The sequence below is a fragment of the Streptomyces sp. Q6 genome, assembly GCF_036967205.1.
GTDB lineage: Bacteria > Actinomycetota > Actinomycetes > Streptomycetales > Streptomycetaceae > Streptomyces > Streptomyces citrinus.
In genome coordinates, this window is record NZ_CP146022.1 from 328197 (window position 1) to 342011 (window position 13815).

General features: G+C 67.6%; 16 protein-coding genes and 2 pseudogenes. 10 read left to right on the forward strand and 8 right to left on the reverse strand.

Annotated features, from left to right (window positions below):
* Nucleotides 1–5: 5 nt before the first annotated feature.
* The gene (locus V2W30_RS01675) at nucleotides 6–515 is read right to left on the reverse strand and encodes a hypothetical protein (protein WP_338693006.1); all 510 of its coding nucleotides are present in this window, start codon (nucleotides 513–515) and stop codon (nucleotides 6–8) included.
* Between the two features lie 620 nt (nucleotides 516–1135).
* Here V2W30_RS01675 and V2W30_RS01680 point away from each other — a divergent pair.
* From V2W30_RS01680 to V2W30_RS01705, 6 genes are all read left to right on the forward strand, one after another.
* The gene (locus V2W30_RS01680; RefSeq protein WP_338693008.1) at nucleotides 1136–1921 is read left to right on the forward strand and encodes a hypothetical protein; all 786 of its coding nucleotides are present in this window, start codon (nucleotides 1136–1138) and stop codon (nucleotides 1919–1921) included.
* Entirely contained in the window at nucleotides 1911–3074 is a 1164-nt protein-coding gene (locus V2W30_RS01685; RefSeq protein ID WP_338693009.1) for an XRE family transcriptional regulator, read from the forward strand. Before V2W30_RS01680 ends, V2W30_RS01685 begins: the two co-directional genes overlap by 11 nt.
* A 208-nt stretch (nucleotides 3075–3282) precedes the next feature.
* Nucleotides 3283–3489, forward strand: a complete 207-nt coding sequence (locus tag V2W30_RS01690; RefSeq protein WP_338693010.1) for a hypothetical protein — start codon at nucleotides 3283–3285, stop codon at nucleotides 3487–3489.
* Nucleotides 3482–4030, forward strand: a complete 549-nt coding sequence (locus tag V2W30_RS01695) for an RNA polymerase sigma factor (RefSeq protein ID WP_425244466.1) — start codon at nucleotides 3482–3484, stop codon at nucleotides 4028–4030. Before V2W30_RS01690 ends, V2W30_RS01695 begins: the two co-directional genes overlap by 8 nt.
* Nucleotides 4027–4707: a pentapeptide repeat-containing protein gene (locus tag V2W30_RS01700; RefSeq protein ID WP_338693011.1), complete on the forward strand. Its 681-nt coding sequence runs from the start codon at nucleotides 4027–4029 to the stop codon at nucleotides 4705–4707. The genes V2W30_RS01695 and V2W30_RS01700 overlap by 4 nt, the downstream gene beginning before the upstream one ends.
* A 638-nt stretch (nucleotides 4708–5345) precedes the next feature.
* Nucleotides 5346–5549, forward strand: a complete 204-nt coding sequence (locus tag V2W30_RS01705; protein WP_338693013.1) for a hypothetical protein — start codon at nucleotides 5346–5348, stop codon at nucleotides 5547–5549.
* A 98-nt stretch (nucleotides 5550–5647) separates the two neighbouring features.
* On the opposite strand, the gene V2W30_RS01710 is transcribed toward V2W30_RS01705, so the two are convergent.
* From V2W30_RS01710 to V2W30_RS01735, 6 genes and pseudogenes are all read right to left on the reverse strand, one after another.
* A complete protein-coding gene (locus V2W30_RS01710; RefSeq protein WP_338693015.1) occupies nucleotides 5648–5851 on the reverse strand; it encodes a hypothetical protein in 204 nt (67 codons plus the stop codon).
* A gap of 291 nt (nucleotides 5852–6142) precedes the next feature.
* The gene (locus tag V2W30_RS01715) at nucleotides 6143–6352 is read right to left on the reverse strand and encodes a hypothetical protein (RefSeq protein ID WP_338693017.1); all 210 of its coding nucleotides are present in this window, start codon (nucleotides 6350–6352) and stop codon (nucleotides 6143–6145) included.
* Nucleotides 6353–6482: 130 nt separating this feature from the next.
* Nucleotides 6483–6608 carry a hypothetical protein gene (locus tag V2W30_RS01720; RefSeq protein WP_338693019.1) on the reverse strand — a complete coding sequence of 42 codons (126 nt, stop codon included), beginning with the start codon at nucleotides 6606–6608 and terminating at the stop codon, nucleotides 6483–6485.
* A 124-nt stretch (nucleotides 6609–6732) separates the two neighbouring features.
* Nucleotides 6733–6945, reverse strand: coding sequence for a hypothetical protein (locus V2W30_RS01725; protein ID WP_338693021.1), 213 nt, complete (start codon nucleotides 6943–6945; stop codon nucleotides 6733–6735).
* Nucleotides 6946–7328: 383 nt separating this feature from the next.
* Nucleotides 7329–7883 (reverse strand): annotated as a pseudogene (locus V2W30_RS01730) (hypothetical protein); the annotation flags it as partial.
* A gap of 151 nt (nucleotides 7884–8034) precedes the next feature.
* Nucleotides 8035–8694: a hypothetical protein gene (locus tag V2W30_RS01735; RefSeq protein ID WP_338693023.1), complete on the reverse strand. Its 660-nt coding sequence runs from the start codon at nucleotides 8692–8694 to the stop codon at nucleotides 8035–8037.
* A 724-nt stretch (nucleotides 8695–9418) separates the two neighbouring features.
* Between V2W30_RS01735 and V2W30_RS01740 the strand changes: the two genes are divergently transcribed.
* The 3 genes and pseudogenes from V2W30_RS01740 (at nucleotide 9419) to V2W30_RS01750 (ending at nucleotide 11660) form a co-directional block, all read left to right on the forward strand.
* Complete coding sequence (locus V2W30_RS01740; RefSeq protein ID WP_338693025.1) at nucleotides 9419–10354, forward strand: transposase family protein; 936 nt, start codon at nucleotides 9419–9421, stop codon at nucleotides 10352–10354.
* Between the two features lie 262 nt (nucleotides 10355–10616).
* Nucleotides 10617–10781: a hypothetical protein gene (locus V2W30_RS01745; protein WP_338693027.1), complete on the forward strand. Its 165-nt coding sequence runs from the start codon at nucleotides 10617–10619 to the stop codon at nucleotides 10779–10781.
* Between the two features lie 31 nt (nucleotides 10782–10812).
* A pseudogene (locus V2W30_RS01750) lies at nucleotides 10813–11660 on the forward strand (IS5 family transposase).
* 56 nt (nucleotides 11661–11716) lie between these two features.
* Here V2W30_RS01750 and V2W30_RS01755 read toward each other — a convergent pair.
* On the reverse strand, nucleotides 11717–12748 hold the full coding sequence (locus V2W30_RS01755; protein ID WP_338693029.1) for a saccharopine dehydrogenase NADP-binding domain-containing protein: 1032 nt from the start codon (nucleotides 12746–12748) through the stop codon (nucleotides 11717–11719).
* Between the two features lie 110 nt (nucleotides 12749–12858).
* On the opposite strand from V2W30_RS01755, the gene V2W30_RS01760 reads away from it, so the two are divergent.
* A complete protein-coding gene (locus V2W30_RS01760) occupies nucleotides 12859–13812 on the forward strand; it encodes a helix-turn-helix domain-containing protein (RefSeq protein ID WP_338693030.1) in 954 nt (317 codons plus the stop codon).
* Nucleotides 13813–13815: the final 3 nt, after the last annotated feature.

Genomic DNA, 13815 nt, shown 5'->3' on the forward strand with positions numbered 1-13815 from the left:
GAGCATCACGGCCGGATGGCGATTGTGCTTACGGTGCCCTTGCCCCAGACAGTGGTGTTCATCAACACCTGGCCGTCGAGCGAGACGACCGTGAACTCCGGGACGAACCGCTCCGTCAGCAGATCTCCCATCGAACTGCGGAACTGAGCGACCTCACTGCGCACCACGTCCCATTCGTCGAGAAGACGGACGCGAGCCCAGCCTCGATACTCCCCCTCGACGTCCTCGTCCTCAGGAAGCGCGAAGTCGACTGCGAGCAAGAACTCTCGTTCCTCGCTGAACAAGCCATGGTCCACCGCCATGCGATACCAGCTCGCATTGACCTTGTCCGCCAGGCCAGGCTCGTCCACATCCGCCACCTCATCCGGGCGAGAGTCGAACCGTCCGTGCTCGGGGCGTGCGCTCGCCGGGCTGTAGCCGGGCGGCAGCTCAGGCGTTCGGATCTCCCCGTAGACCCGTTGAACGAAGCGAAACCCGGCGGGCTTGAGCGCGACAGCCATGTCGCCATCAGTCATTGGCACGGCGGCAAGGGTAAGGCCTGCTCAAACGACCACAAAGGCATTTTCGGATGATCCGAAAGAAACGCCCTAGTCCTGGGCCTGGTAGCGACGGCGGACTGGCGCGGGCTTTACCCGCGCGGCCTGTGCCGGGGGTCTGCTCGTACGGCTACGACAGTCCGCTACTTGGGCGGGTTGGCCACGCCGATCATCACGCCGATGGCGATCACTACCAACAGCCGGAACAACTTGCCGCGCATCAGGCACCCTTCGGGCACCTCACCCGATGCCCGGCATCGCGTGTGCCGTGTCCACCTCACCGTATCGGCCGCACCGCGCCCCGAGAACGGTCTCCCCAGCCACCGCCCGCCGACGGGCAGCCCCCACCACGCCCCGGTGCTTCACGGCGCGCAGGGATCTGCGCCACGACGATGCGGATTCGGGGAGTGACGGGGGCAGCGGGGTCCCGGGGGCGGCGAAGCCCCCGGGTACCACGCCGCCCGACCACAGGTCTGCACGCCCGGGTGGCGGGCGTGACGGTTCTTCACGAAAGCGCCTGCGCAAGTTACTTGTGATCAAATAAAGTACTGGCATCGGTATTGCGCTTCCTGGTGAAGCTGTGACCTGAAGGGTCGGCGATGAACGCTGATGTGTCTGCTTGGGCCAGCGAGTTGTTCGGTGGCGAGGACATCGCCCTGACGGTCCGCGTGAAGATCGGCAGGGCCCTGAACGAGATGCAGGACAACGCCCGCGCCTCGCAGCAGGACGCCAGGGTGTCCTCCACACAGGTCCACGGGGTCGCCCGGTACCGCGGGGCGTTCGAGCGGGTCAGCGAGGCGCTCAGCGATGTTCCGGGGGCTGAGCTGGTGAAGCCCAACGGCTTTCAGTTCGACCTGGTCCGGGTCGGTAACGGGCTGCTCTATCCCTTCTGCTTCTCCAAGAGGGACAGCCAGGTGCGGAGCGCACGGATCCAGAACGTGTGGTCCGTCATCCGGGAGCTGTTCGCCTTCGCCCCGCCTTCGGAGCAGGCCGATCTGTTCGGCCAGTACGCCTTCGACCCCGGCGCCGTCGAGTTGCGGCCGCGCCTCGCCGCGCTGCCTGCGGACACCCGTCTGGTTCTCGTACCGTTCGCCTGCAACGCGGCCGGCCTGCTCAAGCCGTACTGGGGCGTGGCCGCGCTGGCGGACGAGACGGGAACCCTGGAGTGGACGATCGACCCCGAGCCGCTGCCGCTGCCGGACAGGGCACCCGCCGGACCGCTGCTTTCCGTTCCTCGTCAGGACGGTCGTCGCTGGGACGAGGAAGCGGAGCCCTCGGTCGTGCTGGCGCCGCGCAGGGACGCTGCGGGCGACCAGCACAATGATGCTCCAGTCGTCGAGATCACCCCTATCGATCGTCAGGCAAGCGAGAGCAATGACAACTGATCACCCTGTCCTTCCGGGACTGGAAGACCGTGAAGCCGCGGCCAGTGCTGTGTCGGCGGCCTTCGACCCGCTGCGGCTCACCCAGGCTCGGCGCCTGGCTGGGCTGACGAAGAAGGACGTGGCCGAGCATGTGGGCGTGACGCCAGCGGCAGTCGGCCAGTACGAGACGGGAGTGTCCCGCCCGCGCCCGTACGTGGTCACGCTGCTCGCCAAGGTGCTCGACGTTCCGGCGGAGTTCTTCATCGCGGGCCGCCCCAGTGCTCGCCTCGATGCCTCGATGGCCCACTTCCGCAGTCTGCGCAGTACGCCCAAGGCGCACCGGGAACGGGCCCTGGCTTTTGCCGAACAGGTCTGGGAGTTGACGCACGCTCTGGAACGGCGGGTGCAGTTGCCGCTGGTCGACCTTCCCGGATTCGCCGGTGGCGAGGTGCACCCGGGAACGGCCCTGCCGTCGGAACCGATGTCGGCGGCTCAAGCTCTGCGACGCGCCTGGGATCTGGGGGACGGGCCCGTCAGCCATCTGGTGCGGCGGATGGAAGCCCGCGGCATCGTGGTGGTCCTGCCCCTCTCGGCTGACCCGGCCGCGGCCACGGTCGACGCCTTCTCCTCACGCTCCGCCCGACCGCTGATCGTGCTCACGCACAACCGGGCCGACGACGTGTACCGGCACCGCTTCACGGCGGCGCACGAGTTGGGCCACCTGGTATTGCACGGGGACGCCACGGGGGACAGCAGGCAGGAACGGGAGGCGGATGCGTTTGCCGCCGAGTTCCTCACCCCGCGTGAGAGCATCCTGCCGCTGCTGCCGCGGCGGATGGACCTGGGACGGCTGGCCGAACTGCGAAGGTCCTGGGGGGTGTCCGTGCACTCCCTGGTCTACCGGTGTCGGGAACTGGGCCTGTTTTCCGATGCCACGGCGAGCAGGACCTATCAGCGACTGCGCGGTCTCGAGGGGCAGTCCGGGTTCGCTCCCGAAGCGGTTTCCGGCTTCCCCGGGGAACAGCCCAGCATGCTGACGCAGGCTTTTGACCTGGCGGAGCGTGAGACGGGTCTGAGCGTCCGAACGTTGGCCCGCGAACTGGCCTGGTCACAGGAACGCGTCATCACGTTGCTCGGCCTGCCGGACAGCCGGCCGGTGCTACGCCTGGTCTAGCTCGCTCTCAGAGCGGCGAACCGGGCGTGCACCATCTCCATGAACTCGGGGTGCGGCCCCGGATTCTCGGTGGGGAGTGAGGCGCGGATCACTCACGCTTCGATGTCACGTTTGGTCGCACTGGATGCACTCCCTAACGACCGCGGTGCAGCCTCGTGCCACGGCGACCGAGTCCTAGGGGGATGACTTGCCGGAGACAGTCCTTGGAGTGGCCAGCTTCGCGGTCCTGTTGAGTACCCGGCTGCTCTACCTGTGGATCCGCAGCCGCGCCCAGGTGCAGTTGGTCGAGTTACGCCAGCGGGGCACAAGCGAACGAGTCCGGGCTCTGCCCCCGGGCAGTGTGGTTACCGAACTTCGCCACGGCGAGGAGTTGCGCTTCGAAATCGGTCCGGCGGACAGGAACGACGATGTCTGACCACGGAACTCGGATCGCGCCCACGCGCCCCTCCGACTCAGCGCCCCACCGCGCCACTCAACTGGAGTTCGCTCAGTTTTACAGCCAGCACATGGCCAAGCTGGTGCGGCACCTGATGCGACAAGGAGCCAGCATCCATGAGGCGACAGAGGCGTCCCAGGCAGCCTTCACCGAGGCCTTTGTGAAGTGGGAGACGATCGAGCACCCGGCTGCATGGCTGCGTCAGGTGTCCCTGCGCCTCTACTGGCGTCGCCACAGCCACCGTGAGGAACCAGTCCAGGAGATTCCTGAACTGCCGGGCGGACCGTGCCCGCTGCAGCAGGTGGAACTCAAAGAGCAAGAGGCCAGGGTGTGCGCGGCTCTAGCCAGCCTGCCCCCGCTGCAGCGCCAAGTCCTGGCCTGGCACCTGGACGAGTTCTCCACCACCGAGATCTCCGTCGCTCTCGGCATGACCCCGGAGGCTGTGCGACAGAACCTGAGCCGCGGCCGTGCTCGCCTTAAAACGATCCTGCTGTCCTCGACTGACGGAGGCGGACGATGAACCACTTCGACGACGACGCCGCCCTCGACGACCTGCTCAACACCACGAACCAGGCGCTGCTGGCTGCCGTGGAAGCTGAACTCGACCTGGAGGTCGGCCTCCAGGCCGTCTACGACGCAGCGCCCATCGATGTCGGTCCGGACTCGCTCATGACGTGGGAGGAGCGGCATCCTGACGCCACCGGCGCTGATCTCCGCAGCGCCGACCTGTCTCACGCCCTTCTCACCGGTTACCACCTCGCAGGGGCCGACCTCACGGGCGCCAACCTCCACCGGGCATCCCTGGGCGGAGCCGACCTGACCCAGGCAGTACTTGCCCACGCGGATCTCTCCCGGGCCACGCTCATCGGCACGCGTCTGACCGACGCCGTCCTGGCACGGGCCGATCTCTCCCGTACCCGGCTGATGCACGCTACCTTGCGGCGTGCCGACCTCCGCCGTGCGGACCTGTACGAGGCCGATCTCACGGGGGCGTCGCTGATCGGCACGAACTTGCTTGAGGCGAACCTTGCTGGCACAAACCTGGTCGGCGTGCGGTGGTCGCTGGACACCGACTGGCCTCCACCCTTCTACCAGTCGATCCGTATCTGGTCTGAAGAAGTCGATTTTGGGATTTTCATGGTCCGAGCCGACTACGCCCGGGATCTGACACCCCTGCCGGAGCTGCAGCCTTTGTAGTCACACGCCGCGAGCGCCGGGGCTACTCACCGGAGAGGTAGCACTTCTGTTCCTCCACGACCGTGGCCTGCGCCTGCTCTGTGCGGCGGTCGGCAAGCCCGGGCGAACCGGGCGACGGCGCACCGCTCGGCCGGGGTGAGGTCGTCGATGGTCGCCTTGACAGCCTCGTGGACGCCGGAGCTCGCGTCGCTCGCGGGTCTCGTCCTCCGGCATCTTCAGCTCGTTGATCAGCCAGTCCAGGCTGCCGTACGGGGCGCAGACGTCCAGCGGCCACCGACAGCGCAGATAGACGCCCAGGTCCGTCGCGGACAGCCGGAGGTCGGTGATGGGGTCGTGGTGCACGACCAGCGCGTACGGGACGGAGAGATCGCTGCGCGGCCGGCCAAGCTGCGGTCGCGCTCGCCGCGCTGCAGACCGTCCCGGTCCAGCTCGGTGTCCTGCAGGCGGCCGCCCTCCTCTTGGAGGAGCTGGCGGCCGGGGCCGCAGAGGAGGAGACCCGGGCGACCGCCGGGGAGACCGCGCGCCTGCTGCGCACGTCGATGGGCTTCCCGCCCGTCTGAGCGGACAGCTCCTCCTCGAAGGAGTGACGGCTCCACGCGAGTCGTACCGTAGGCGCGGCATGCGACGTCGCCCTCGGCATGGACGACCGCCCTGCCTACCTGAAACTGCCCGGCCTGGTGCGCATCACGATCGAGGGTGCCTCCCCGAAGGACGTGCTGGCCGTGGCGCACGAGTTGACGGCCTGCCACAACATCACGGGACCGAGCACGCCGCATCCGATTCCCGGTGAACCGGGGGTGAGCATCTGGCAGTACGGGTACGCGGCGACACCCGACGGGTGAGCTGCCCTGGGGTCCGCCTCGCCGGCTCGGCCGCGCTCATCCCACGGTCGGACACCGAGGTGTCCGTGATGGGCCAGGCGGCCGAGCACCCGCCATGTTCAGCGCCGGTTGCGTGCGTTGATCTGCATCGTGGTGACGCCACCTCCGATGGTCCCCACGACGAGGGCGGCCTCAGAGTTGTGCGTCAGGGCCAGTACGACCAAGGCCACGACGGAAACGAACGCGGTCGCGACAATGGCCCAGGCCAGCCGATCAGAGCTGGGTTCGGGGGGTGCGGTTGGGGTACGGTCGACGGACGTCACGCGGTCAGTTCTCCTCAGAGCAGGACGGACCACCTCGACGTAACGAGAGGGAGACCTCCCCGCGGTCGGCCGTAGGAAGCAAGAGCCGCGACGAGGTCTCCCTTCGTCGTGCCGAAGGGGTTTCGGCGAGGAACAACCCTACTCAGCACGCTGACAACCACCGGGGCTGGCGGTACCCCCAGGACTCTCCAGATGGGCCGTCAAGACCCAGCAGGGGAACGCTTTTTCGATGGTTGTGTAGCGTGGTTGTTGAGCTCCGGCCCACGATCCCTCCGCTGGCGTTCTCGCAGCTCAGTGCCGTGCGGCTCGCAAGCTGAGCCGCCGAGTCGGCCAGGGGCGCGCCACCCACGTCGTGATATATGTCACCAGCTCGGCGACGTTCAGATTGACCGACTCTCGGACGTCATTGTTCTTGTCGCCATGGAACTTGCCGTCCGTCGGCAGGATGAGCTCCTCGACCTTCTTCATGAAGCCGAAGTTCCAGTAGCGGATGCACTGCATGTTCAGCGATGTCGGCGCGCCTGGTCGGCACCTCGAACAGGGGCTTCGCGAAGACTTGCCGCTCTTAACGAGACTGCCGATCTCGTTGCGCTCATGCGTCTGCCCCTCGAACTCGGCATGGAGCGTCGCCTCAGGCTTCGTCGAAGACGTCGTCGGCCACGAGCATCCGCTTCGCGAAGCACTTGCCGCGCTTGCCCCGGTCTCCGAACTTGCCGCTCGCGTGGGGATTGTGCGCGCCGTCGCTCGACGCGGTCATGGCTGAAGAATGCGAAAGGGGACGTGAACGGCGTGGTGTCCAACAACCGATCGGTTCCCGAACGCCCTGCGGGTTGAACCCCGCAGGGCGTCACGAGCGCCTGGGAACCCCGTGCAACAACGCTCTACTGCCGGCGGCGCGTGGTGAACTGCACACCGCCGCCCACGGCGATCGCCGTGCCGATGCTGCCGACGGTGGCGGCTGCCTCGGTGTTGTGCGTCAGCGACAGGATGACCACCGCGACGATGGAGACGAGCACCGTCGCGAGGGTGGCCCAAGCGAGTCGGTTCGAGCTGGGGTCAGGGGTACCGGCTGGGGTACCGTCGATGGACGTCACGCGGTCAGTTCTCCTCACGGCAGGACGGACCACCTCGACGTAACGAGAGGGAGACCTCCTCGCAGCCGGCCGTAGGAAGCAAGTGCCGCAACGAGGTCTCCCTTCGTCATGCCGAAGGGGTTTCGGTGCCCACAACGCTACAGACAGGTGTTGACAACCAGCGGGCACTCAGGCCCGTGGTCGCCTGCCTGACGGCCGATCAAGCCCGAGCGGGGGGAACACTTTTCCGCGGGCTATGTAACGTGGTTGTTGTGCTCCGCCCCATGACCACTTGGACGGGGTTCTAGCAGGTCAGCGCAACGGCCAGGCGACGCAAGCGGGGATGTTGATCCACTGCCGGGCAGTTTGGGCTGTGATGCATCCCACGTAGGCGACATCGCCTTTTACGTGTCGCCCTCGATGAGAACCAAGCGCCGCCGTGCGGCAGATGCTGTTACTGAGCACGCCTGACCTGCTCTGATGCCTCTCTCAAGGACTTCGCGAAGGCGATAGATCTCGGCGGCGAACTTGTACTTCTCCTTGTCGATGATGTCGTCCATCTTGTTCGAGACGCCCGTGCCTAACTCGACGCCCGCGTAGAACTTCTTGCGCTGCTTCGTCTGCTTCTCGAAGTCGGCGATTTCGCCCTCGGCCTTCCCCAGGTGCCGGATCTTCTCCTCACCGAAGAAGATGTCGATGTCGAGGACAGGGAGAGGTACGAGTAGGCCAGTGGTGCCGCGGTAAGGCCTACGACTCTGCGTGAGCGTCGCCTCCTGCACGACGAGCTCGCGGGCGAGCCGGTCGAGGTTCGGCGCGACGATGCCGTGGACCTTCTTGTCCTCGATCCAGGAGAGCGCGGCGCCCAACTCCGGGCGCTCGTCGCCGCCGACGGTGCCGGGCATGGCCTTCTCGACGAACACCTTCACGAGCCGGTGCCCGTTCGTGCGCGCCCCAGCGGCGCACGATCTGCTCCTGGTCCTCCAGGCCGAACTCGTCGAGCTGCCCGCCCGTCGACACGCTGATGTAGCCCGCCAACCGCACCGTGATCGCCTCCGAGAACAGGTCCGCGGGACAGACGTTCAACAAGGGTGTCCACTAGTGCGGTGTCGGTCAGTCCCCGGCCGAGCGGTTCTTTGGCACCCGCACGAAGCGCCGTACCTGCGGCCGGACGACGGCGGTCTCGCTGAGTCGGTCGAGATCGAGGTAGTGAACGTTGCGGACGTGCACCACCTCAAAGTCGGTTGGGTTGATGGGGCGTCGCTTGGTCCGTACGAGTCCGACCTGGGCCAGCTCCCGTAGCCCCTTGCTTCGGGTGTCCTCGCTGAGGGCGTAGCGGCGTTCTGCGTCCTTCGGGCTGAACCACAGCGCCTCATCGTTCGGTTTCGGACCTCGCTCGCAGAGCAGCACCAAGAACATGGCGACGCCGGCACCGGAAAGCACGGTGAGGTACCCATTGATCCAGAAGGCCTCGGGAATCTGCACGTATCGGTGGAACATCGCGCCCAGGCCCAGCGTGTTGTCCGCGGCTTCCTTCCGTGCTGCGGCTCCCGGAGCCACGTACTGCTGGCCGTTGCCGCTCTCGTTCAGGACCATGATCTGGTTGGGGCGCCCCATCTGGGAGGCCACCTCGACGAAATCGTTCTGTGCGAGCCAGGCCTGGGCGTCGCTGATGCGGCGGGCTCCGGCTGTGGCGGGGTCTCGAAGGTCGAGGAGTGTGGCCCAGGCGCGTCCCGCGAAGGTGAGTCCCTGCGCCGTGTCGTCGCGCTGCATCCAGAGGTAACTCAAGAGCAGCTTGAGCCGGACCTGGCCTCCGCGTCCTCCACGGAGCATCCGGGCCAACGGTGGTGGCGGGTCGTCAGGATGGACCCTCTGGACGAAGCTGTACCGCAGCTGAGCCTTGCGACGCCCGTACCGGGCGGCGTTCTCAGCCGCCTTCAGCGCTGAGTTCGATGGGGAGCGACGCACCTCCACCGACTGATCTTTCGCTTGCACCGGGTCACCTGCCGTATCAACAAGTATGAATCAGTAATTAATAGCTACGTAGTGCCGGGTTTAAAGGTAGGGCGTGCCCGCAGCAAAGGTACCCCCTGAGCAGGACAAGAACGTAGTACTCCGGGCGCAAGGGTGGGGGTATACCTGGGCATTCCGCCAAGAAGAGGGTGGCGATTCCCCGCTCAGTCCATCTATCGTCAGAAACAGAGCGGCTGATGTTGAGGCAGGGGCGGGTGGTGCCCCCGACTCCCCTTCTCACAACTGCAGCTGACCCAGCGTCATCACAGTCAGGTAGTTCAACGGCTCGTTGTCCGTGAATCAGGTCTCGGGCTTGTCGGATGGCGGAGCGGACCAGACGAGGTTGTGCCTCCTCGCACCGCTCCCCTGTGATCACGCCATGTGGGCCCCGCGCATCGCGCGGGGCCCCACATGTGTCCAGAGCTAACGAGCTCGTGCACGGTAGGCGGTGAGACGTCGAGCCTGGATGGTTGATCATGGTCGGGTGGTGGGGAACTCGACGCGCGCGGTGATCATCGGCAATCGGCGGATCACGGGGCTGACTGCCGGAGTGATTGCTGAACTCGTCGAGGAGATCGGACCGTTGTGGCATGAGCGTCATCAGGCGAGGCTTGCCGCTCGCCCGCGGCAGAGGGCTGTGGGCGCAGGCGCGAAGTACCGGCTGGTGTTCGTCGACCGGCTGCTGGCCACGCTGGTCCATCTTCGTCACGGGGTCACCCATGATGTGCTGGCCTGCTGGTTCGGAGCGGACCGTTCCACCGTCACCCGGGCCATCGGTGAGGTGCGGCCCCTGCTCGCCGAGCGGGGCTGCACCGTCAGCCCCGACGTGCGGCTGCGGTCTCTCGCTGAGGTTGTCGACCATCTCGGCGCGAGCGGGGCGACCGGCATCGTCGACGGCACCGAGATCCGGGTCCGCCGGCCCGCTGCCGGACGCAAGGACCGCGACAAGTTCATCTCCGGCAAGAACAAGCAGAACGCCGTCAAGTCCATGGTGGTCACGGACGGCGAAGGCCGCGTGCTGTGGTGCAGCCCGGCCCGTCCCGCAAGCTGCGCGGACATCACCCATGCCCGCCAGTTAGGGCTGGTCAACCTCTTGGCCGACGGGCCTGCAGTCGAGATCCTGGCTGATGCCGGCTACCAGGGACTGGGCGCCCAGACCGGTGGCCGGGTGGTGACACCACCGCACCGCAAGTTCAAGAAGAACGCCCCGGACTGGTACGAAGAGATGCACGAGCGCCAGCGCAAGGCGCACTCATCACGACGTATCCGTGTCGAGCACGGCATCGCCCATCTGAAGAACTGGCGGGCCCTGGCCCGCCACCTCGGCCGCCGCGAGCACATGAGCGACACCGTCCAAGCCATCGCCGGCCTGCTGTCCCACCAGCAGACCGCGGGCCTGAACCCGACATGGCAGATGTGAAGCTGGGTCGCACCGAAGTTCGCGACGTCTCACCGCCTACCGTGCACGAGCTCGTTAGGCAGTTTCTTACGGATCACTGCGTGAGCCCCGAGCTGTTGGTGGTGTGATGGCTTCATGCGACCTGAGCACTGTGTGACCAGGAACCACATTGAGGTGTGGCAAGGACGAGTGCTGCCGTCGGGGCCGGAACGGATCAGGTTCGGGACGGTGCTGCGCGGCTCACTCCTACCGATCCTGGTCTGGACCGGAGCCGCGTGCTTTCGTGTACTTCGTCTACAACCCGCTCGTAGCGACGGTTCTCGGCGGTCTCTTCGCGTTGTCGTTCCTCGTGGGGTTCACGCTGCGTCGCAGGGCGAAGCACTCGGTCCGCTGCAGCGTCTACGGTGCGCTGGGCGGGGTGCTCGACAAGTCCATGGCTGGGTTCTGAGGCGTTGCGGCGCAGGCGACCCCTCGTTGTATTGAGCGTGTTGACCGACGCCCAGTGGGCCAGGATCGAGCCCCTGTTGCCGGACCGGACTCCCCGCCGAGGGGGAAGGTGGCGTGATCACCGGCAGGTGATCGACGCGATCGCCTGGAAGTACCGGACTGGATCTCCGTGGATGGATCTGCCCGCGGAGTTCGGCTCGTGGAAAGGCGCCTACAGCCGTCTGCGGAACTGAGCGATTGACGGGACCTGGGAGCGAGTGTTCACCACCCTGCTGGCCCAGGCGGACGCCGATGAGGACCTGAGCTGGGTGGTATCCGTTGACTCCACGGTCGTTCGGACACATCAGCATGCGGCTGGAGCCCGCAAAAAGGGGCTCCAGCCGACGAGCCAGCGGACCACGCCATCGGCCGCTCCCGAGGCGGGCTGACTACGAAGATCCACCTCGCCGCCGATGGCAACTGCCGGCCGCTGGCTTTCGTGCTTACGGCCGGACAGGCTGGCGACGCGCCCGCCTTCACTGAAGTGATGGCGAGACTGCGCGTCCCCCGACGTGTCGGGCGTCCCCGGATTCGGCCCGACATGGTTCTGGCCGACAAGGCGTACTCCTCCCGGGCCATCCGCGAACACCTGCGACGGCGAGGGATTCGGACGGCCATCCCGGTACCAGCCGACCAGCAGGGCCACCGGCTCCGTCGGGGCAGCCAGGGCGGCCGGCCGCCTGCCTTCGACCGCGAGGCATACAAGCAGCGCAACACCGTCGAGCGATGCATCAACCGCCTCAAACAGTGGCGAGGGCTTGCCACTCGCTACGAGAAGACCGCCACCGTCTACCTCGCCGGACTCCACGTCGCAGCCATCTTCATCTGGTCAGCGCGATGATCCGAGAGAAACTGCCTAGTCGCGGCCGGACGGCCCCCGCCTGGGCGTGGGCCGCGTCACCCCTCCAGTTCGACGGTGAGGTGCTCGGACAGCGCGCGCAGGAAGTCGGGCGCGTCGAAGAGTTCACCCGCGGAGGCGACGCCGCTCGTGCGGGTCCGTCCGGTCAGGATGCGGTGGACCGCCTCGACCGCGAGGGGTGCGGTGACCGCGTAGATGTCCTGCCCCGAGGCGACGGCACGTCGTTCGACGCCGCCGGAGCGTACGACGACGTCGACGAGGAAGGTCTGGTCGGTGCGCCCGCGCGCGTCGACGGGGGTGCGGGGCGAGGAGGTAGGGGCCGCGACGCCGGTCGCCGCCTCCGTCGTCATGTAGGTGCGGACCTCAGGAACGGCCAGGTGGCTGGGGACGGTGACGACGTCGGCCATGGTGAACTCGCCGACGACGGCCCGCGGTCCCATCGGCTCGGGGAAGGGCCACCGCACGGTGGGCAGTTCGTCGGTGTGGTACTCCAGCTGCCCGTTCCTGAAGCGGACACGGCGGCCGCCGCGCCGCTCGACGGACACCTTCCCCGCGACGCGCGTCCCCTCCGTGGGCTCCCAGTGGTTGAGCCCGTAGGCGATGTGCGCCTCGTCGGCGCCGGTCCAGTCGCCCATCGCGGCGGTGACGAGCAGGTCGCCGAGTCCGCCGTAGAAGGCCATCGCGGGCAGGACCACCGTGCCCGCGGCGCGGGCCCGCTCGGTGAAGTGCGCGAAGGTGTCGACGTTCGCCTCGATCTCGGCCGCCACGTCCACGTAGGGGATCCCCGCCCGCAGGGCCGCCTCGATCACGGGGGCGGACGTCGTGGCGAAGGGGCCCGCGCTGTTGATGACCGCCGCCGCGCCGGCCAGAGCGTCGTCGAGCGCGGCCGGGTCGTCCACCGAGGCCGGCCGCACCTCCAGGCCGGGGTGCTCCTGCGCCAGCAGCTTGAGCTTGTCGGCGTCCCGGCCGGACAGCACCGGGACGAACCCGCGCTCCTGAAGGTGCGCCACGAGGAACCTGCCGGTGTGCCCGTAGGCCCCGTACACCGTGACCGTCTGCCCCACTGCCATGACCTTCTCCTGTGCTCGAACCGATCGACTGCTCAACTGGTCCTCACTCTGCCCTGGTTGAACGGTCACACGTGAGCGTCCGGAACGACATGGGCCGTACACTTTCGGACATGAGATCTGTCGCGCTGCCCGTCACCGACGGAATGCTGCACTTCGAACTCTCCATCGCCTACGAGGTCTTCGGCTCCGCCCCCGCCGCGGTCACCGTCCCCTGGTACGACCTGGCGCTCTGCGGGTCCGCCCCCGTGCCGTTCGGTCCCTTCCGCCTGGAACCCGAACGCGGTCTCGACCATCTCAAGGACGCCGACACGGTGATCGTCCCGGGCTGGGCCGACACCGACACGGAGCCGCCCGGGGACCTCGTCGACGCGGTGCGGGCCGCCCACGACGCGGGCGCCCGGATCGTCTCCCTGTGCACCGGCGCGTTCGTCCTGGCCGCCGCGGGCATCCTCGACGGGAAGCGCGCGACCACGCACTGGGCGCACACCGACGCGCTGGCCGCGCGCTACCCGGAGGTCGAGGTCGATCCCGATGTCCTGTACGTGGACAACGGTCGCGTCCTCACGTCCGCCGGCAAGGCAGCGGCCCTCGATCTGTGCCTGCATCTCGTGCGCCTCGACCACGGTTCCGCCGTCGCCAACACCACCGCGCGCCGCCTGGTCGTGCCCCCGCACCGGTCCGGCGGCCAGGCCCAGTTCGTCTCCACTCCGGTGCCCGAGCAGGACGACCACCCCCTCACCGCGCTGCTGCCGTGGATCCTGGAGCGGCTTGACGAACCGCTGACCGTGGAGGACCTGGCCCGCCGGGCCCGGATGAGCTCCCGGCACCTGGGGCGCCACTTCCGCGCGGCGACCGGCACGACGCCCCTGCAATGGCTGCTGGCCCAGCGGATCCGGCACGCCCAGGAACTCCTGGAGCAGACCGACGAGAGCATCGACGCCGTCGCCGTGGCCACCGGGATGGGCACCGCGACGACGCTGCGCCGCCACTTCAACCGCACCCTCGGCGTCCCCCCGGACACCTACCGCCGTACCTTCCGCGCACGCGGCGACCTGAGGGTGTGAGCA